Here is a 19291-nt window from a genome sequence, read left to right on the forward strand (position 1 = left end):
GCATGCTATGAATGTATGTACATCTTGACCTTCAAGGATACTAACGTAAAGTCCGACGACCGTCGTGCGGTCGTCGGACACGGTACGGTCTCGAGCCGGCTTAGTGGGCCGTCTCGGCGTCGACGGAGTCGAACTTCTCGAAGGCCTCCACGGTGAGGTCGCCCGTGGTGTCGACGATGTCGGCCCACTCCTCGTTATCGGGGGCGATATCGAGCAAGCGCGCGATCTTCATGATCGAGAGGTGGTACACCCGCTGACGGCCCGGCTCCTCCTCCCAGACGATCATGTTACACGGGAAGAGCCCGCCCATCCGCATCGTCTGGTCGAGCGCCCGGTCCGCGATCCCGGGGTTACAGGCCCCCAGTACGTAGTAGGGGTCCCGGTCGGCGTCGACCTTCTCGTTCAGCAGTTCGGAGGGGGAGAACTCCACGGGGATGCCGAATCCGACCTCCTCGCAGACCTCGCGGACGTGTTCGATCGCCTCCTCGTGGTCCATCTCGAGGACGGCCTGTTTCTCGCCGATGTCCTCGGGATCGATCTCGGCCGGGTCGATTGGCAGACTCATATACGTACCGTCGGTCGGGAGCCACTAAAGCCCCACCGTCGCGGCTGCCGCGGGTCTCAGATCGGGATCGGCAGCCACTCGAGGTACTGAAGAAAACGCGTCGGATCGAACAGCGGATCGTGCAGGACAAGCCAGTCAAGCAGGACGAGCCCGGCGCCGTGAGCGATCACCGACGGAAGGATGGAGTTCGATTTGTAGTCGACGGCGCCGAAGAGGACGTCCGTCGGCCCCGACAGCAGGAACTCGAGGGGCGGTTTCGACATGTGGTGGATCATGTAGACGACGGGGCTGATCAGGACGGCCTTGAACCCGATCTCCCGAACGCCGACACAGAGCAGCCCCCGGTAGTAGGTCTCGGCGGCCAGCGCGAGTGCAAACAGCTGGATCGCGTGGGGGACGAACTCGCCGGGTGCGGCCGAGGTCTCCCACATCGGGTAGAAGGCCCGAATGGTTGGTAGCGTCGATCCCACGAGATAGAACGGCAGGACGAACATCGAGAGCAAGACAGCGTTGCGGACGGCGGTTCGGTTGACGTTCCAGCCGATGTGGTTGCCGTGGGTCAGCCCGAGAACGAGCGGGCCGCCGATCAGCAGGATCGAGTCGACGACGACGCGACGCTCGAGCTCGCCGGGAACCAGCTGCATCCACAACAGAGTGAGGACGGCTCCAGTCAGCAGTGACTTCTGGAACCAGCTGAGCCCGTCGAGCCGGTCCGGAAGCCAGTCGACGCCGCTCTGTTCGCCCTCGGCCGACACGGGTGGTTACTCCTCGGCGGTCGGGACCGGGCCGGTGCCGATGACCGAGCGAACGTGGCGCTCGAACTCCTGGTGGCGCTGGAAGTAGGTCTCGTCGATCTCCTCGAGCACCGTCGAGAGCTCCCGCGGGCCGTCGGGCGTTCGGATGACGCTCTCGCCCTCGAGGCGGTCGATCTCGCTCTTTTCCTTGGGCCAGAAGAGCCGCGAACTGATGCGGGCCAGCGGCGCCCCCTCGACGGGCGTTCGGTCGCCGAGTTCGACGGCGGGCTCGGTTTCTTCCTCGTCGTCGCTCATGACCGGGAGTTTTCGAGCCCGGCGATTCAACCTTTCGTTTCCGCGGGTGTCCTACTGCTCTATTATCTGACCTATGTCTGACGTTATTGTTTTGTAACTGAAACTCAACTATACGTTCATGACCAGCTTGACGGAAGTCTACCGTGGCGACGCGCGGGCGGGGCCGGGTCGCCGACGGCGACACGCGGGGACGGCGCTCGTCGCCGTCGGGGCCGCCCTCGCCGTCCTCGGCGTCGTCGTCGCGGCGACCGAACTCCTCGACGGGGCCGTCGCCGCGCTCACCGACTGGGAGATGGCGATCCAGTACGCGACCGTCCGGATCGCGGGCGTCCTCGCCGGAATCGGCGTTCCCGTCGCCCTCGTCGGGCTCGTTCTCGTCCTGCCGGCGAGTCGCCGCGTTCGGACCATCGGTGCGGTCGGCGCCGGGCTCTGTCTGCTCGGCGTCGCGCTGTTTTGGTTCGCCTACCCGTACCACTGGCGCGGTGTCGGTGCCGACCTGACCCTCGAGGTCGCCGCAGTCTACCTGCTCGGGCTGTTCGCTGGGGTGTGGTGTCTGTTCGTCGGCGTGGTCAACTTCAAGACCCGCAACGACCCCGGTGGGGCCCTCGAGTTGAACGTCACTCGCCACAATCGGACGATCGTGGAGCGCCCCATCGATGACGACGCGGATGGACTCGGTGGACTCGGCGGGATCGGCGTTCTCGGCGCCGAACCCGACGGGGAGATCGAGCCCCGGGCTGACGCTCGCCGTGACGGCGGCCCGATCGAGACTGCCGCGCCCGCGACCGACGTCGAGGGGACCGACGCCGAACTGATCGACGGTGGGGACGACCGACCCCGGGCGCCGACGGACCGCTACTGCGGGAACTGCGGCGACTTCGAGTACGCTCGCGCTCGCTCGACGGGAGAGATGGTTCCCTACTGCACCCGCCACGAGCAGGCGATGACGGGAATGGACGCCTGTGAGGAGTGGACGCCGAACCGCCGATAGTTCTCAGAACCAGAGCCCCAGCTCCGCGACGTCGAACCCGCGACGGGGAAGTTCGTAGAGCAGGAGGACGGCGACCGCGAGCTCGAGTCCCGTTACGAGCAGCGTCACCAGATCGGTCCGGCCGCTGCTGACCGGGACCCCGGTCGGCAGATCGAACTCCCGGCTCGAGAGCGGGTAAAACAGCGCGATGCCGCGCCTGCTACCCGTGACGTCGAGGACGTAGTGGGTCAACACGCCGATCCAGACGTAGTGGAGGTTGCCGAAGACGAACGGGAAGGCGACGAACAGCGCCAGCACGGGGAGGTTGTGCAGCGTCTTGCGGTGGCGGCCGAAGGCGGTGTCGACGTCCGGAAAGAGCGCGCCGAGCGTCACCGGCACGGTGATCGCGACGACCGACTCGAGCGTTCCCAGATCCCCCGCGGGCTCGAGCAAAATTCCGAGCCCGACGCTCAACAGGACAGCATTGAGCACGTGTCCCCGCTTGTTCATGGGGGACGTCGCGGGGGGACCCTCGAATAGTTTTCTCTCGAGGACGGTCAGCGTCGACGAGGGGTCGTCGCGGTCCATCGTGTCCCGCCCGCCGCGGGGTCGCTACCCCCGAACTTCCGCGACGGCGGCGAGCAGGTCCTCGAGCGCCCGGTCGACGGTCTTCGCTCGCACCGTCGCGCGGTCGCCGTCGAACACGTACCGCGAGACGTTCGTGAACGAGGACTGGGTCCCCCACGGGCCGGCGTAGGAGACGCCGATGTAGACCGTTCCGACCGGGTCGTCCTCGGTACCGCCGGTGGGGCCGGCGACGCCGGTGGTCGCGACCCCCCAGGTCGTATCCGCCACGTCACGGACCCCCTGGGCCATCTCGCGGGCGACCGGCTCCGAGACGGCGCCGTGTTCGTCCAGGGCCTCGCGGCTGACTCCGAGGTGACGACGTTTGGCGTCGTAGGCGTAGGTCGTCAGCCCCGAGTCGAAGTAGTCGCTGGCCCCCGGAACCGCGGTGATCGCCGCGCCGATCAGCCCGCCCGTACAGGATTCGGCGACGGCGAGGCTGTCGCCGGCGTCCCGCATCCTGTCGGCGACGTCCATCGGCAGTTCGCGGTCGATGTCGTCGTTCATAGATGACTCGAGGAGCCAGGCCGGTTTCAAAGGAAGGGTTGCGCCGAGTCGGCGCTCGGCCAGACGTCTCGAGCGCGCGACGAAAGAACGACGATGTGCGAGCACCCAGTGGGCCGCATGGAGTACGAGACGCCGCTGTTCTTCCGCGTGATGCAGTACGCCGACCGGGCCGACCGGGACGTCATCGACATGGTCAGCGGAAACCCCGACTGGGAGCCGCCGGCGGCACTACGTGAGGGGCTGCACGAGTACGCCGACCTCGAGCCCGACCAGTTCCAGTACCCGCCCAGCGAGGGGCTTCGAGAGCTGCGCGAGGAGATCGCCGCCCGACGGAACGTCGACGTCGAGCAGGTCGTCGTCACTAACGGCGCGGGGGAGGCGAACTACCTCGCGATGGCGCGGGCTCTCGAGCGCGATCGCGGCGACGAGATCGTGCTGACCGATCCCGTCTATCCCTACTACCCGGGAAAGACGACGATGCTGGGAGGAACGCAGCGGTTCGTTGCGGCCGACGAGGCGGGCCAGCTCGATCCGGCTGACGTCCGCGAAGTGGCGAGCGAGCGGACGGCCGCGATCGTCGTCAACTCGCCGAACAACCCGACGGGGGCGGTCTACCCCGAGGAGACAGTGCGAGAACTCGTCGAGATCGCCGAGGAGTACGACGCCCTGCTGATCAGCGACGAGGTGTACGACCACTTCGACCTCTCGGGACGATTTGCCTCCGCGCTCGGGGTCGACTCCGACCACCGGATCGTCACCAACGCCTTCTCGAAGTCGATGGCGATTACGGGCTTCCGGGTCGGGTACGCGATCTTTCCTCCGGAGCTCATCGAGAACGCCAAGAGCCGCCACATGCTGGTCAACGTCGCCGGCAGCCGCCCCTCGCAGTACGCGGTGCTGCGGGCGCTCAGGGAGACCGAACCGGAGTACTACGAGGAGAGTCGGGAGCTACTGGCCGAGCGCGTCGAGACGTTCACCGACGCGCTCGAGGCCGCGGGTGCCGACTACACCACGCCCCAGGGTTCGTTCTACGTGATGGCGCGCTTCGATGGCTATCCGGGCACCCTCGAGAACGTCGAGCGGCTGATCGACGAGGCCGGCGTCGCGGGGATGCCCGGCGAGGCGTTCGGCGATTCGCGATCCGAGTGGCTCCGCTTCGCCCTCGTTACGCCTCGCGTCTCGGCGGCTGCGGATCGGCTCGCAGCGTACTTCGAGTAGTCACCTATTTGAACTAACCCACCTATTGCGGAATAGCTCTAACAGCTTAACGTCGTAACTGTCGCTCCGAGGGCTCGAGTACCGCAGAAAAACTCGGTCGTCTATCGGAGGGAGCCGCTCCAGGCGCAGTCCGCACACGCGAACAGGCCCGCGCCGTTGACGGTCTCGCCGCCGCAGTCGGGACAGTCCGTCGAACCGGCAGCGCCGACCGCACCGGTCGGGTCGTCGGGTCGGAGGACGCCGCGGGCGTTCGCCTGCGGAAGGGTCAGTCCCCGTTCGTCGCCGTGGTAGGGGAACGGGAGGTCGTTCGTGGTCGATTCATCGGGTCGGAGTTCGGCGAGTTGTGCGTTCATGATCGGGAACGTTCGAAGCGCCACCACCAGCTTCGGACACGTGTCCCGACGCTGTCATCGGCATTAAATCCTGCCACTAATATGGATATACAGATAAGGATACCCTCAACTCCTTATATCGAAAGCTCTGTGTTAGTATTGTTCACGGGTCGTCGACCCACGCGACTCCTCGCTCGAGACCGACGGGTACTCGTGTGCGCACCGGAAACCGGACCGCATGAGCGGAATCGACGTCGAGCCGGTCGACGAGGCGGGCGAGGACTCGACGGAGAGCAACGAGGACGCGAACAGGATCGAGGTGACGCCGACAGAGTCGGTCGACGAGAGGGAGACGATCTCCGTCCGGCCGTCCGACGACGATATCGAGGGCCCCGACTACGTGCTCTACGGCGGGAAGGGCGGCGTCGGCAAGACGACGATGGCGGCCGCGACAGCCCTCGACAGCGCCCGCGGCGGCATCTCGACGCTCGTGGTCTCGACGGACCCGGCCCACTCGCTGTCGGACACCTACGAGACGGAGATCCCGTCTGAGCCGGGACGGATCCGAGATGATATCCCGCTGTACGCCGCCGAGATCGATCCCGAGGCCGCCGTCGAGGACGCCGGCTTCGCCGCCCAGGCGCAGGCACAGGGCGAGGGGGGCGGGATGTTCGGCGGTCTCGAGGGAATGTTCGGCGAGGACTCCCCGATGGAGTCACTGCTGGGCGGGCCGATGCCGGGTTCCGACGAGGCCGCCGCGATGCAGCTGCTGCTCGAGTACCTGGACGACGATCGGTTCGAACGGGTCGTCGTCGACACGGCGCCGACGGGCCACACGCTGCGCCTGCTCCAGCTGCCCGAACTCATGGACACGATGATGGGCCGTATCATGAAATTCCGCCAGCGAATCGGCGGCATGTTCGACGGGATGAAGGGGATGTTCGGCGGCGAGGAGATGCCCGACGAGGAGCCCGACCTGCAGAACCTAGAGGAGCTGCGCGAGCGCATCGAACGACTGCGGGCCGCCCTGCGCGATCCCGCGCGGACGGACTTCCGGATCGTGCTGGTTCCCGAGGAGATGAGCGTCCTCGAGTCAAAGCGGCTGCGCGAACAGCTCGAGGAGTTCGGGATTCCGGTCGGCACCGTCGTCGTCAACCGTGTGATGGAACCGCTGTCGGACGTCACCGACGACGTCGAGGGCGACTTCCTCCAGCCCGACCTCGAGCGCTGCGAGTTCTGCCAGCGCCGCTGGGACGTCCAGCAGTCGGCGCTGACGGAGGCCCAGGAGCTGTTCCGGGGCACCGACGTCCGCCGGGTGCCGTTGTTCGCCGACGAGGTCCAGGGCGAGGGGATGCTCGAGGTCGTCGCGGCCTGTCTGCGGTAGCTACTGTTCTTCCTCTTCGGCCGCGGGAACGGTCGTCACCGGCCGATCGCTGTCGAGGATCACGCCCTGGGCGACACTGCCGAACAGCACCTTCCCGACGGGCGAGCGCTTCTGGATCCCGATGACGATCGCGTCGCTGTCACGCTCCGTGGCGGCCGCGAGGATCGTCTCCGCGGGCTTCCCGACGGACTCGTGAACTTCGTAGTCGATCTCGCTCGCCTCGAGCAGCTCGGTCGCGGTATCGACGGCGTTGGGAAGTTTCGTCCGATTCCGGAGGTTCTCGTCCATCTGCTCGGCGTACTCCTCGGAGAACCCGCCCGCGGCCCACTCTGCGTCGGGACCCGACACCCCCTCGTGGACGTGGAGGACATCGACCGTGATCTCGTCGGTCGCGTGGGGTAACTCGAGGACGGCCTCGGCCTGGGCGCGAGCACGGGGCTCGCTGTTGTCGATCGGCAACAGAACGCGGTACATAGCTGGGGGTTCGCCCGCCGAGCCCATAGTGGTTCGTTCTTCGGCTCGGATCATACGGACCGTTGTCGTTCTTTGCCGGTGATCGCCGTCCCCGCCGGAGTGATCGCCGGTTGAACGCTACAACGACCCGTATCAATCGTCCATCGCGGGATCGTCGACGGGCGGATCGCTCCGGACCGCAACGACCAGCAGTCCCGCGGCGACGACGCAGCCGGCGCCCAGCAGCCACCACGAGGCCCGGTAGCCGACGACGTCGGCGAGGTAGCCGAACGCGGGCGGGGCGACGATCGAGCCGGCGACCAGCGCGAGCTGTCCGCCGGCGGTCGCCCCGCCCATCTCCTCGCTGCCGACCAGCGTCGCCATACAGGAGTAGTAGACGCCCGTGTTCCCGAGGACGAAGAAGCCGAGCGCCGCGAACGCGACCGCGGACCCGATCGGGCTCGAGGTCGCGGCGACGACGGCGAACAGGACGGCGCTGGCGAGCGCCTGCACGATCAGGATCGAGCCGATCCGACGCTGGGGATCGCCCGGGAGCGCGTCGCTCAGCCAGCCGGTTGCGAGCCGGCCCGCGCTGCCGAACAGCTGGACCGTCGCGAGCACGACCCCGCCGAAGGCGACCGAGGCGCCGACCTCCTCCTCGACGAACAGGACGGTGTAGCCGGTCGTCGTGAACAGCGCCGCGCCGAGAAAAAAGCCCGCCGCGACCAGCCAGCGGTACGGCCGGTTCCTCGAGAGCGACCGAAAGTCGGGGTACTCGGCGGTCCCCCCGCCGCCGGAGCCGTCGTACAGCACCGCGAAGAGGGCGGCGACGACGAGGCCGAAGCCGGCGGCGACGAGAAAGCCCGCCTGCCAGAACAACACGCCCGCCAGCCCGGTCACGAGCAGGGCGCTGATCCCGCTGCCGGCGGTGACCCCGACCTGCTTGATCCCGACCGCGAGGTTCTGCCGTCCCGCTTCGACGTTGTCGTAAACGGCCTTGTTCGTCCCCGGAATCGCGCTCGCGTACGTCGAGCCCAGAAAGAACGCGGCGACGAGCAGCAGGGAGACCGACGGCGCGCCAGCGACGAACGTCGCGCCCGCGGCGAGTCCGACGAGCCCGAGCACGAGCGAGCGGTACTCGCCGAAGCGGTCGATCAGCGCCCCGACCGGGAGCAGAAAGACCGCGTAGCCGAGGGTCAAGGCGGTGACGACGAATCCGACCTGAAACCGGGAGAGGCCGAACTCCGCGCGGAAGAAGGGCGTCGCCGCGAAGACAGTGTAGTAACAGATACTCGCGGCGACCTGCCAGAGCGCGATCAGCGAGACCGTCCGCCAGTATGACCGATCCATCGACCGCGCCTTTCCGACGGGGCCGCTTTACCGTGACGGAACCGGCGGACGGCGCGGTGTTCTCGAGTCTCGACGCGCCTCGACCCCTCAGCTATCCTCGCTCAGTCGTTTTCGTCGTCCCCGCCGTCCCCGCTCCACTCGCCGCCGACACGATCGACGCCCATCATCGCCTCGCCCTCGTGTTCGGTGAACACCACCTTCATGTTCTCGTCGGGGATCTCGAGGGCGTCGCCGGCGTACGCCATCGTCTCGAGCGCGAACGCACGCTTTCGCTCGAAGGAACGGCCGCGGCGGATTTCGGCGTCGAGAAAGAGCAGCGGCCCCTCGACCTCGCGGCCGAGATGCATCGCCGAGGGCTCGTGTTCGCGAATCGTCACCGCGACGTGGCCCGCGGTCGTCGCCATCTCCTCGGTGTAGAGCGCCGTCACCCGCTCTGCGAACGCCGACCGTTCGTCCGCCGACAGCGACCGAGTTGTGTCGAACTGTAACAGGGGCACAACTCGAGTTCCGCCGGCTCGGGGATGTAGGTTTCGACGAGCGCCGACCGACCCGCGACGGTCGTCCGTCCGCGCTCGGCGGGTGTTGTTCGGTGGTAACACCCCGACGGCCGAATCTCGGCGTTTTTTAATCCCTGATTCGAAACGCTCGAGCAGATGGTATCGAACGCTCTCGACAGGTGTCAGCTGGCTATACAGCGGTTCTGGGCGTACCTGTGGTTTCTCAACACGCAGACGAAGGCGTACGTCACGCTCGACGGACGGGCGATCGCCGAGGACTTGGACGCGCTCCCACCGGAGAAGCGACGCGTCGCGGAGCAGGCGTTTACCGACGGGGGCCGCAATCCGACGGACGACCCCGAAAACGGCAACGGTGGCGAAAGCGGGGGCTCGAGCGGCGGTGACGACGACTCGCCGTTCGACGTCGGCGGCGAGTACAAGCTCCGACAGAAGATCGGTTTCGTCCTCGGGCCGATCTTGTTCGCGCTGATCCTGCTCGGTCCGACGCCGGGCGATCCCGCGGGCTTCGAGGGACAGGCGGCGGGGGCCGTTACGGCCTGGGTCGCCGCCTGGTGGGTCACGGAGGCGATCCCGATCCCCGCCACCTCGTTGCTGCCGATCGTGCTCTTTCCGCTGACCGGAGCACTCCCGGTCGCGGACACGACGCCGTCGTACGGCGACCCGCTGATCTTCCTCTTCATGGGTGGGTTCTTCCTCGCGATGGCGATGCAGCGCTGGGGGCTCCACCGACGGATCGCCCTGCGAACGATCAAACTCGTCGGGACGACGCCATCCCGGTTGATCCTTGGGTTCATGCTGGCGACCGCGTTTCTCTCGATGTGGGTCTCGAACAGCGCGACGGTGATGATGATGGTGCCGATCGCGCTCGCGGTCATCTACAAGACGGCCGACCTCGTCGACGACACCGAACTCGACATCGACACCACCGAGGGGAACTTCACGTTCGGCGTCGCGCTCATGCTGTGTATCGCCTACGGCGCCTCCGTCGGCGGCGTCGCGACGCTGATCGGCACACCGCCGAACATCCTCTTTGCGGGACAAGCGGGCGAGCTGTTCGGCGAGAACATCACCTTCGCCCAGTGGATGTTCTACGGGGTTCCGATCGCACTTATCGGGCTCGCGACGGTCTACCTCTGGGTTACCCGCGTCGCGCTCTCGCCCGAACTCGATCAGCTTCCCGGCGGGACGGAGACGGTCGACGAGGAGCTGCGAAAGCTCGGGGCGATGACCAGACAGGAGAAGATGGTGCTCGTCGTCTTCGTCGGCATGGCAGTCTCCTGGATCAGCGCCAGTCTGATCGGCGAGATCGGGCTGGCGCCGGTGCCCGACGACGCCGACACGATCGTCGCCATCGGCGGCGCACTGGTGTTGTTCACGCTCCCGACGAAAACTGAGGACGGAGGCCACACGTTCCTGCTCGACTGGAGCAACGCGGTGGATATTCCGTGGGGCGTCATCCTGCTGTTCGGCGGCGGGCTCGCCATCGCCGCGGCGTTCGACCAGACCGGTCTGGCGCTGTGGCTCGGCGAACAGCTCGAGCTGCTCGAGGGCGTCTCGATGGTTATCCTCATCCTCGCCGTCGTCGCGCTGGCCGTCTTCATGACCGAGGTCACCTCGAACACGGGGATGACGGCTATGCTGCTGCCGGTGCTGGCGTCGGTCGCGATCGGGATCGGCGTCCACCCGTTCGGGCTGATGATCGCGGGCGCGACGGCTGCCTCCTTTGCGTTCATGCTGCCGGTGGCGACGCCGCCGAACGCGATCGTCTTCGGCAGCGGGTACATCACCCTCCCGCAGATGGCCCGCGTCGGCGTCGGGCTGAATTTCATCGGGATCGCGCTGATCACGATCTTCGCGCTGCTGTGGCTGCCGGTGGCCTGGGGGATCGATATCACGACGCTGCCGACCGAGTTCGTCGAGGCGTTCGACGACTGACCGGCGCCAGCGGCCGGTTCGCGGGTCGCCGGTGACGACGCTCGAGCGAGGAAGGCAGGTTCGGTGACCGAACGTCGGCTCGAGCGGATCCGTGAAAACCGTTCTCACCGATTGGGAACCGGAGCGCCATTCATCCGTCAGTTCGCCAATGTGGAGGTAGCTATCATGCCGACGGACGAACCGCCTTCCGACCGGAACGAGCGCGAGATCCTCGACCGACTGGCCGACGACGGCCCGATGACGGTTCCCCAACTGGCCGACTGCCTCGCCACGCATCCGGTAACGATCGACCGTCGGTGTCGTGACCTCCTGCGGGCGGGATACGTCCGTCGGTGTTCAGGCGGGGCGTTCGCTCTCGACGACTCCGAAGACGAAGCTCGAGCTACTGGCGACTGACCCCGAACCGACTACCGCTCCACGCGCTCGAGGCTGCGATCCGACCGATCGGTCACGGCGTCCGACGCCGAGTCGGCGACGTCCTTGCCACGGAGCTCGGTGGTCGCACACTCGAGACAGTAGTGGTTGTACCCCTCCGACCGCGTGTAAACGGGTAGCCCCGCGAGCGCGTACTCCTCACGGTAACGCCGGACGAGCCCCTTCTCGACCCGATCGCCGCAGTCGACACAGCGCTCGAGGCAGTTCTCCTCGGGTCGGACGACCCGCTGATCGACGGACCGGACCCAGCCGAACGTGGAGCGCCCGTGGCGCCGATCCAGCCGGCGTCGAAAGCGGGGGTTGACGAACAGTCCCAGCGCGACGGTTACGAGCCCCGCCAGGCACAGAAACAGTGCGAGAAAGGCGGCACCGGCCACGGCGTCGACCCGGGCGGTGCCGGCCGCGACGCTGTAACCGAACGTGAGCGCAGCGCCGGTCAGCAACAGCCCGAACCCGACGGTCAGCCAGCCGGCGATCCCGTACAGCAGCGCGGAGATCCTGTCGGCGAGCTCGATGACTCCGGCGGGAGCGTCCGACATCGTTGTGCGATCCGTCTCCGTGCCGAAATATAAGTATTCTGCAACGACCGTCCCGCTGCACTAGACGAGCTTCCGGACGACGCCGTAGAGGGCGTCCTGGAGCCGATCGGGAAGGAACCGGGCGTAGACGCCGAACTGGCCGATCGGGCCGACGGGGTAGCGAGCCGGTGGCTCCGAGCGGATCGCCGACTCGACGATCGCCGTCGCGACCTCCGCGGGCGTGGAGGCGAAGGGGCCGCCCTGCCCGCCGCCGATCAGCTGGGCCTCGTCGTAGATCTCGTACAGCGACTCGTAGGCCGGCGTGCGCCGGGACTCGGGGAGCTCCTCGTCCATCCGATCCGAGAATTCGGTCTCGACCGGACCGGGCTCGATCAGCACGACGTCGATGCCGAACTCCTCGACCTCGCCCCGGAGCGCGTCGCTCATCGACTCGAGGGCGTGTTTCGACCCCGAGTAGGCGCCGTAGCCGGGGAACGAAACCCGGCCCGCGACGCTCGAGACGTTGATGATCCGGCCCTCGCCCTGGGCGCGCATGTGCGGCAGCGCGGCGCGGGCGAGGCGGTGGGGACCGTAGACGTTGACGTCGAACTGGCGGTGGAGGTCGACCGTCGAGACGTCCTCGATCGGTCCCATCTGGGCGTAGCCCGCGTTGTTTACCAGACAGTCGATCGCCCCGCCGATCTCGACGGTGCGCTCGACGACGTCGGCGACCTGGTCGGGGTCGGTGACGTCCAGCTCGAGGGTCGTACAGCCCAGCTCCTCGAGGTCCGTGATGTCGTCGACGTTTCGGGCCGTCGCGATCACCTGCCAGTCCTTCTCGAGGAACGCTCGCGCGGTCGCGTGACCGATCCCCGACGAGCAGCCGGTGATCAGCACGCACTTTTTGCGCGTGTAGCGGTCCTCGGTCGCGCCGGCCGTCTCGGTTCCGTCCGTCGGTTCCCGGCGAGTGTCGTCTGCGGCGGTCGCGTCGTCGCCCGCCCCGTCGTCGGCTTCCTCAGCGATGGCCATGCGTGACCGTTTCGAGAGTGGATACCTAAGTATCGACGGTTTATCGTGCCGGTCTGAAAGTCCACTCGAGCGGAGTGAATACTGATGCTGCTGGCTCGAGGACTCGCGACGAGGCGTGCAGCGCCGTCGTTCGGGTTCGGACTCGCGCTCGAGGAACCGAATGATGTGGCACGCGCTGAACCGCGACGAGCGCAGCGAGGGGCGGTTCGACGTCGCGTAAGGGACGAGCGACCGGGAGGAGCGAGTCGGCTGGGGAGGGTGTGGTAACTCCCCGTGTTCGGGTCGGAACGACGCTGTTCTCGTTCGTAGAGACGGGTTCCGAAGCGAACCGGCATCGAACTCCTTCGATTCGCTCGAGTCAGCCCCTCGCTCCGGCCGAGGAACGGTCGCGCCCGAACTGTTCCCGTCGAACCTATCTCCTCCAGACACGGATGTCGGCCCGCACTCGCCGAGATACTGACGAACGCGGCCACGTCGCGACACTCGTTTCCGTTGCCTACTCCTCGAGCCCGTGTTTCGCCTCGTCGGCGTAGCTATCGGCCAGCCGAACGGGATCCGGAAGCTTGTACGACGACGACAGCGCGAGCGCAACGTCGGCCGCCGTCTCGGGACCGACGCGGTGGCCCGGGCTGACGTACAGCGGGTTGATGTACCGATCCGGCGAGTCGTACTGGCGGGTCTGGACGGCGTACCCGAGCAAGGTGCCGTCCTCGACGTCGACCCTCGAGTTGGCCTCGATCCCGACCCGCGTCCCCTCGGGCAGATCCTCGAGGTCCTCGCGCGGGCTGCCACAGAGCAGGCTCTTGGCGACCCCGACACTCGGCGCGTCCAGCACGACGCCCATGTGGGTTGCAATGCCGGCCTGCCGGAAGTGGATGCGGCCGCTGCCGTCGAACAACAGGAGGTCGGGCTCGACGGAGAGCTCCTCGAGCGCGTCCCGAATCGGCGCGCCTTCCCGAAACGAGAGCAGGCCGGGGATGTAGGGAATCTCGAGGGAGGTCACCGCGTGGACCCGTTCGATCACCTCGCCGCCCTGCACGGCGACGACGGCCGACAGCGCCCGGTCCTGGTCGCCTGCCTCGTTCGTGAGAAACGACTGATCGACGCCCGCGACGATCGGGGGCTCGCCCTCGCTCGACGAGGCCGCCAGCGGATCGCCGAGGACGGCGGGATCGAACTCGAGGTCGTCCTCGAAGACGGCGGCGTCGGCGATCTCGCGCTGGAGGGCTTCCATCTCCGAACGATCGAGCGAGGCGTCGGGAACGAGGTCGGGGCGGGAAACGTGCATCGGTACGGCGGGATTGACGGCGCGGGAAAATCAGTGGGTGGGCTTTCGGCTGCGCGCTCAGAAGCGACGGCGACCGCCCGGTCCACCGGGGCCACCGGGACCGCCAGGGCCGCCCGGGCCGCCACCGCCGAGCTGGAACTGATCGGGCGCTCGCACGTTCTGTGTGCGTTTGATGTACTCGCCGTAGGCGAGTCCGATCACGAGCCCGACGAGGTGGGCTGCGTGGGCGATGTTTCCGCCGCCGCCGGTGCCGATGAAGAAGACGCTGATCACTGCCGTCCCCGCCGCGAGGATCCAGAGCGGGACTGGCAGGATGAAGTAGAGGTAGACGGTGAGGTTAGGGTTCAGGATCGTGAGCACGCCCATGATTGCCAGTGCGGCACCACTGGCGCCGACCACGCCGCCGAAACCCGGCGGCACGCCCTGCAGGATCTGGATTCCGATCTGGCTGAGTCCGGCGACGGCGCCGCTTATCAGGAACAGTCCCAGGAAATCCCGCGAGCCGACGTAGCGCTCGACCAGCGGGCCGAAGAAGAAGATCACGATGCTGTTGAAGACGATGTGGAGGAACCCTCCGTGGGCGAAGATGGAGGTGAACCACGTCCAGACGTACTCCGGACTCTCGGGGGCGAGAACGAACAGCGATCGATGGATGCCCGAGCCGAGCGTGAGCTCGACGATTGCCTGAAGCGCGAACGTGACCCACATCAGCGCCAGCACCGTGTAGGTCATGTTCCCGCGGAAGTACCCCAGCGGACCGCCGGGACCGGTGTCGATCGGGAGCTTGTCGGTCAGACTCGAGCTCTTCGCCGTTCCGCCGTTGTTGACGCTGTCGTCGAACCCGCTGTCGAAGACCCCCTGGGGATCGTTCCAGTTGTTGAGACTGGTACAGTCGTGGTTCTCCGGCAGTCGGTGTTCCGAGCAGTAGGTGCCCCCACAGTGCCGGCAGTTGTAGGGCATGCTTTCCTCCCTCCCACACACGTCGCACGTGGCCATTGGACCGAAGTAGGGGTGGCACTGTCAAGGGATTTGGGGTTCAGCTCCGACGCTTGCGGGTGAATTTCCCAATCTGACCGACGGATCGCCTCCGGAGACGCGCATCTTCGGTCCCCTGGAGCGACGAAGTACTCGTTACAGCGTGCCGGCTCGAGGGCGCCGTGCCTCGACCGCTCGAACGCGTCGCCCGCAGGACGGAACCTCTCGCTCGCTACCGTCGGCCATGACAGTGTTTATACTGGTTGTCTAACTGGTATCACATACAAATGAACACGAGCGAGGACGAGCAGGCGGCGCTCGCCTACGAGTTTCGCCGACAGCTCACCGGAATTCAGGCGAACGCCGAGCTGTTGCTCGACGAGGCGTTCGGGCCCCTCGAGCCGGAACAGCGCGACGCCCTCGAGGAGATCGTCGCGAGCACGGGCGACGTGACGACGCTTGCGGCACACGCCTTCGAAACGGAGGATCCCGAGACGGTGGTCCCGGTCGACGGCGAGTCGGACGCCGATCCGCAGCCACACGCGACCGATCCGGACGCCCTCGAGGAGATCACGCTCGGTCTCGCCGGTACGCTCGGCGAACAGGTCGCGGCACAGCTCGAGCGAGCCGGCTACGCCGTCCGTCTCGTGGAGCCGACAACCCTCCTCGAGGCCGAACGGGCGCCGACCTCGCTCGCGATCGACTGCGGGGTGCCGACCGCCGGTGTCCTCGACTCACTCGCGTCGCTGGCGGAGGCCAGCGACTCGCTGTCGTTGCTCTCGACCCTCGAGACGGACGCCTCGCCGGCGGCGTTTCTCGGGATCTCCGGGGTCCTCGCTCCGACCGCGACCGACAAGGCACTCGAGGCCGCGCTGACGGCGGTCGACGTGGCGATCGATCCGCGAGTGGGGTACGTCGGCGACGAGGCCGACCTCCCGGAACGCCTCGCGAAGCTGGGGTGCGAGGTGGTAACCCCGTCGGCGGCCGACGATCTCGAGTCGCTGGCGCTCGATCGCGTCGACTGTCTGTTCCTCGAGGCGACGGCGGTCGACCGCGTGGATCCGACCGTACTCGCGACGGTTCGCGCGCCGAGCGAGGGCGCGCAGCGTCCGGTCGTCGTCGTCGGAACGCCCCCATCGAGCTCGAGCGAGGAGTGGGTTCCGACGGTCGGCAACCGAACGTTCGCCAGGAAGCCACCGACGAGCGTCGATCTCGCCGCTGAACTGGCTCGCGCGCTTCCGGCGGGTGATCGCGAATGAGCGACGATCGGATCCTGGTCGCTGAGGACGACGAGCACGTCAACGAGCTGCTGGTCTACCGCCTCGAAACGGCCGGCTTCGAGGTTACCGCCGTCGACGACGGCGCGGCGTGTCTCGAGCACGTCCGCCTGGCGGAGCCGACTCCGGATGCGATCCTGCTCGATCTCATGCTGCCGGAGTACGACGGGTTCGACGTGTTGCGCCGGCTCGACGAGCGCGACCTCGAGCCCGAACCGGCGGTGATCGTCGTCTCGGGGCGGGGGCTCGAGGACGACGTAGTTCGCGGGTTCGAACTCGGCGCGGACGACTACGTCACCAAGCCGTTCAGCCTGTCTGAGATCGTGGCCCGACTCCGCAGGGCGCTTCGATGACCGAGCGGCTATGGATCGCGTTCGTCGTCATCGTCGCGGCGACTGCGGTAGTCGGGACGGGCACGCTCGCACTGTCGATCCTGCTCGCCCGATTCGAACGCCGTCGCGAGGCCGCTCGCCACGTCGTCCGTCCGGCGATTCTCTCCCGGCTGCACGGACCGGACCCCGAGTGGGAGACGTGGTACGACGGGCTCTCTCGGATCGAGCGACACGTCGCCCGCCGAACGGTCGCGACGTACCTCCGGCGGCTCCGCGGCCGCGAGCGCGAGGAACTGACGCGGTTTGCGGAGGCGGTCGGGATCGACGAGCGGGCGCGGTCGTCGCTCTCGAGCCGGCTCGTCCTGAACAGGCTTCGCGGGCTCGTCTGGCTCGCGTTGCTCGAGCGGCCGGTTTCGCGACGGCGACTCCGCGAGTACTGTACGGGCCGTGCCGAAACGCGAGCCGGAGCGGCTCGCGTCGTGTACGCGAGTGACACCCCCCACGCGGCTCGTGACGGCACGGCGTTGCTCTGCTGGGACGGCGACGATCGGCTGTCGGTGTTTGCCCTCGACACCCTCTACCGTCTCAACGACGACGACGCGACGGCGCTGTTGTCGCTCGCGACGACGGAGGGGACGTGGTGGAACGAGGAGCTGCTGGTGCAGGCGCTGACCGTCCTGGCTCACTGTCGCGCCCCGGGAGCCGAGACGGAAGCCCACGTCGAGTGGATCCACACCCTGCTCGAGCACGACTCGCCCCGGATCCGCGCCGGCGCCCTGGTCGCGCTGAGCCGCCAGAGCTGGTCGCAGTCCCTTCGGAGGCGCGTGCCGGTCGAGCGGGCGGTTGCGGACCCCGATCCGAACGTTCGCACCGCGGCCTACGAGCTGCTCGGACAGTGGAACGATGAGACGTCGACCCGTTGGCTCGAGTACGGCGTCCGTAACGATCCGGACGACAGGAGTCGGCTGGCCGCTGCGCGGCGACTGTCCCGGAGCGACCGGGCGCTCCCAGACCCGTCGTCGGACCCGGTTGAACGGACCGTCGACTGGGTCCGCGCGGAGCACCGCACTCCACGGAGGGTTGCGACGGGATGGTCGTAGCCGTTGACTCGGTCGCCTGGATCGCGAGCTGGTTCTTTCTGGCGTACTTCGCGCTCGTCAACGGCGGGTACCTGCTCATCCATCTCGTCTCCCTGCTCTCGTTCGAACGAACCCTTCGCGACTGGCTTCTCGATCCGGTCTATCATCCCCACAACTCGCCGTTTCTGCCGGGGATCGCCGTCGTCGTCCCCGCGTACAACGAGTCAGTGACGATCGTCGACACCGTTCAGTCGCTACTGAACCTCGAGTACGGCAACTACGAGCTCGTGATCGTCAACGACGGCTCGCGAGACGACACGCTCGAGCGACTCGTCGAAACCTTCGAGCTCGAACCGGTCGGCAAACCGGTCCCCGTCGACCTCCCCTGTGAGGAGGTCCGGGAGGTGTACCAGTCCTCGCGACGGGATCTCGTCGTCATCGACAAGGAAAACGGCGGCAAAGCCGACGCGCTCAACGCGGGCGTGTTCTTCACCGATCAGCCGCTGTTCTGTGCGATCGACGCCGACAGCCTCATCGAGCGGGGCGCCCTCCTCGAGGTCGCACAGCCGTTCCTCCGGGCACCGGATCGAACGGTCGCGACCGGCGGCACCGTCCGGGTCGCCAACGGCTGTTCGATCAGCCGGGGCGTCGTCACCCGCGTCGGTCTCTCGAGGAACGCGCTCGCGAACCTCCAGAGCGTCGAGTACCTCCGGGCGTTTCTCTCCGGTCGGATCGGGCTGAGCGGGGTCGGCGGACTGCTCATCATCTCCGGAGCGTTCGGACTCTTTCGGACGGACGCCGTTCGGGAGGTCGGCGGCTACTCGACGTCGACGATTACCGAGGATATGGAGCTCATCGTCAGGCTCCACCGCCACTTCGCCGGGACGGACTACCGCGTCGAGTTCGTCCCCCGACCGGTCGTCTGGACCGAGGTACCCGAATCCAGGACGGTGCTTGCCCGCCAGCGGAGCCGCTGGTTCCAGGGGATGCTCGAGACGCTGTGGCTCCACCGCGACATGATCGGCAGGAGGCGGTACGGCGTCGTCGGACTCTTCGCGCTGCCGTTTTTCCTGTTCGTCGAGGCGGTCGGCCCGCTCGTAGAGGGGATCGGGTACGTCCTCGTGCCGCTTCTGTTCGTGCTTGGCCTGCTGAACGTCCCGTTTTTCATTCTCTTTCTCGGCGTCGCGGTCGGGATCGGCACCCTGCTGTCGTGGCTGGCCGTCCTCAACGAGATCGTCGGCTTCCGCCGGTACCGCGAGCCCCGAACGGTCGCGACGCTGCTCGGCTACGGGCTGCTCGAGCACGTTCCCTACCGTCAGTGGAAGGCGTTCGTCTCCTGGCTCGCGCTCGTGCGGTACCTCCGGGGTGAACACGGCTGGGGCGAGATGGTCCGGGTCGGCTTCGACTCCTGACCGTGGAACGTACATTTTTGCCGTTCAGCCCCCAACGACGA

Annotated in this window: 22 protein-coding genes; 9 read left to right on the plus strand and 13 right to left on the minus strand. The window is 67.3% G+C overall.

Annotated features, from left to right (window positions below; translation table 11 throughout):
* Window positions 1-100 precede the first annotated feature (100 nt).
* The 3 genes from C491_RS21105 to C491_RS21115 are packed head-to-tail and all read right to left on the minus strand — an operon-like array spanning window position 101 to window position 1614.
* Window positions 101-565, minus strand: coding sequence for a DUF302 domain-containing protein (locus tag C491_RS21105; RefSeq protein WP_005560038.1), 465 nt, complete (start codon window positions 563-565; stop codon window positions 101-103).
* A 56-nt stretch (window positions 566-621) separates the two neighbouring features.
* Window positions 622-1320, minus strand: a complete 699-nt coding sequence (locus tag C491_RS21110; RefSeq protein ID WP_005560040.1) for a CPBP family glutamic-type intramembrane protease — start codon at window positions 1318-1320, stop codon at window positions 622-624.
* Window positions 1321-1326: 6 nt separating this feature from the next.
* Entirely contained in the window at window positions 1327-1614 is a 288-nt protein-coding gene (locus C491_RS21115; protein WP_005560042.1) for a DUF5789 family protein, read from the minus strand.
* Between the two features lie 118 nt (window positions 1615-1732).
* Between C491_RS21115 and C491_RS21120 the strand changes: the two genes are divergently transcribed.
* A complete protein-coding gene (locus C491_RS21120) occupies window positions 1733-2605 on the plus strand; it encodes a DUF7139 domain-containing protein (protein ID WP_005560044.1) in 873 nt (290 codons plus the stop codon).
* Window positions 2606-2608: 3 nt separating this feature from the next.
* Here the strand turns inward: C491_RS21120 and C491_RS21125 are convergent, their stop codons facing one another.
* A complete protein-coding gene (locus C491_RS21125; protein ID WP_049892460.1) occupies window positions 2609-3094 on the minus strand; it encodes a metal-dependent hydrolase in 486 nt (161 codons plus the stop codon).
* A gap of 102 nt (window positions 3095-3196) precedes the next feature.
* Window positions 3197-3715 carry a CinA family protein gene (locus C491_RS21130; RefSeq protein ID WP_005560046.1) on the minus strand — a complete coding sequence of 173 codons (519 nt, stop codon included), beginning with the start codon at window positions 3713-3715 and terminating at the stop codon, window positions 3197-3199.
* Between the two features lie 117 nt (window positions 3716-3832).
* On the opposite strand from C491_RS21130, the gene C491_RS21135 reads away from it, so the two are divergent.
* Window positions 3833-4933 carry a pyridoxal phosphate-dependent aminotransferase gene (locus C491_RS21135; RefSeq protein ID WP_005560047.1) on the plus strand — a complete coding sequence of 367 codons (1101 nt, stop codon included), beginning with the start codon at window positions 3833-3835 and terminating at the stop codon, window positions 4931-4933.
* Window positions 4934-5034: 101 nt separating this feature from the next.
* Here C491_RS21135 and C491_RS21140 read toward each other — a convergent pair whose 3' ends face one another.
* A complete protein-coding gene (locus C491_RS21140; RefSeq protein ID WP_049892461.1) occupies window positions 5035-5286 on the minus strand; it encodes a hypothetical protein in 252 nt (83 codons plus the stop codon).
* 217 nt (window positions 5287-5503) lie between these two features.
* Here C491_RS21140 and C491_RS21145 point away from each other — a divergent pair, with 217 nt between their 5' ends.
* The gene (locus C491_RS21145) at window positions 5504-6649 is read left to right on the plus strand and encodes an ArsA family ATPase (protein WP_005560049.1); all 1146 of its coding nucleotides are present in this window, start codon (window positions 5504-5506) and stop codon (window positions 6647-6649) included.
* On the opposite strand, the gene C491_RS21150 is transcribed toward C491_RS21145, so the two are convergent.
* The 3 genes from C491_RS21150 to C491_RS21160 form a co-directional block, all read right to left on the minus strand.
* Window positions 6650-7123 carry a universal stress protein gene (locus C491_RS21150; RefSeq protein WP_005560050.1) on the minus strand — a complete coding sequence of 158 codons (474 nt, stop codon included), beginning with the start codon at window positions 7121-7123 and terminating at the stop codon, window positions 6650-6652. It lies immediately after the preceding gene.
* A gap of 132 nt (window positions 7124-7255) precedes the next feature.
* A complete protein-coding gene (locus C491_RS21155) occupies window positions 7256-8452 on the minus strand; it encodes an MFS transporter (protein WP_005560052.1) in 1197 nt (398 codons plus the stop codon).
* Window positions 8453-8553: 101 nt separating this feature from the next.
* Window positions 8554-8949 (minus strand): tautomerase family protein, encoded by a 396-nt coding sequence (locus C491_RS21160; RefSeq protein WP_005560054.1) that lies wholly within the window; start codon window positions 8947-8949, stop codon window positions 8554-8556.
* Between the two features lie 156 nt (window positions 8950-9105).
* Here C491_RS21160 and C491_RS21165 point away from each other — a divergent pair, with 156 nt between their 5' ends.
* Window positions 9106-10905 (plus strand): SLC13 family permease, encoded by a 1800-nt coding sequence (locus C491_RS21165; protein ID WP_005560056.1) that lies wholly within the window; start codon window positions 9106-9108, stop codon window positions 10903-10905.
* Between the two features lie 165 nt (window positions 10906-11070).
* The gene (locus C491_RS21170; protein ID WP_005560058.1) at window positions 11071-11301 is read left to right on the plus strand and encodes a DeoR/GlpR family DNA-binding transcription regulator; all 231 of its coding nucleotides are present in this window, start codon (window positions 11071-11073) and stop codon (window positions 11299-11301) included.
* A gap of 11 nt (window positions 11302-11312) precedes the next feature.
* Here C491_RS21170 and C491_RS21175 read toward each other — a convergent pair whose 3' ends face one another.
* From C491_RS21175 to C491_RS21190, 4 genes are all read right to left on the minus strand, one after another.
* Window positions 11313-11879, minus strand: a complete 567-nt coding sequence (locus C491_RS21175) for a hypothetical protein (RefSeq protein WP_005560059.1) — start codon at window positions 11877-11879, stop codon at window positions 11313-11315.
* A 60-nt stretch (window positions 11880-11939) separates the two neighbouring features.
* Window positions 11940-12887 carry an SDR family oxidoreductase gene (locus C491_RS21180; RefSeq protein ID WP_005560061.1) on the minus strand — a complete coding sequence of 316 codons (948 nt, stop codon included), beginning with the start codon at window positions 12885-12887 and terminating at the stop codon, window positions 11940-11942.
* A gap of 496 nt (window positions 12888-13383) precedes the next feature.
* Entirely contained in the window at window positions 13384-14175 is a 792-nt protein-coding gene (locus C491_RS21185; protein WP_005560063.1) for an endonuclease V, read from the minus strand.
* 57 nt (window positions 14176-14232) lie between these two features.
* On the minus strand, window positions 14233-15171 hold the full coding sequence (locus C491_RS21190; protein ID WP_049892452.1) for a rhomboid family intramembrane serine protease: 939 nt from the start codon (window positions 15169-15171) through the stop codon (window positions 14233-14235).
* Window positions 15172-15437: 266 nt separating this feature from the next.
* On the opposite strand from C491_RS21190, the gene C491_RS21195 reads away from it, so the two are divergent.
* Genes C491_RS21195 through C491_RS21210 form a run of 4 tightly spaced genes read left to right on the plus strand, consistent with a single transcriptional unit; the run spans window position 15438 to window position 19250 of the window.
* Window positions 15438-16409, plus strand: coding sequence for a hypothetical protein (locus C491_RS21195; RefSeq protein WP_005560066.1), 972 nt, complete (start codon window positions 15438-15440; stop codon window positions 16407-16409).
* Complete coding sequence (locus tag C491_RS21200; protein ID WP_005560067.1) at window positions 16406-16780, plus strand: response regulator transcription factor; 375 nt, start codon at window positions 16406-16408, stop codon at window positions 16778-16780. Before C491_RS21195 ends, C491_RS21200 begins: the two co-directional genes overlap by 4 nt.
* Window positions 16777-17859, plus strand: coding sequence for a HEAT repeat domain-containing protein (locus C491_RS21205; RefSeq protein ID WP_005560069.1), 1083 nt, complete (start codon window positions 16777-16779; stop codon window positions 17857-17859). The genes C491_RS21200 and C491_RS21205 overlap by 4 nt, the downstream gene beginning before the upstream one ends.
* Entirely contained in the window at window positions 17850-19250 is a 1401-nt protein-coding gene (locus tag C491_RS21210; protein WP_005560071.1) for a glycosyltransferase family 2 protein, read from the plus strand. Before C491_RS21205 ends, C491_RS21210 begins: the two co-directional genes overlap by 10 nt.
* Window positions 19251-19291 lie beyond the last annotated feature (41 nt).

Origin of the sequence: Natronococcus amylolyticus DSM 10524, assembly GCF_000337675.1 — an archaeon.
Taxonomy (GTDB): Archaea; Halobacteriota; Halobacteria; order Halobacteriales; family Natrialbaceae; genus Natronococcus; species Natronococcus amylolyticus.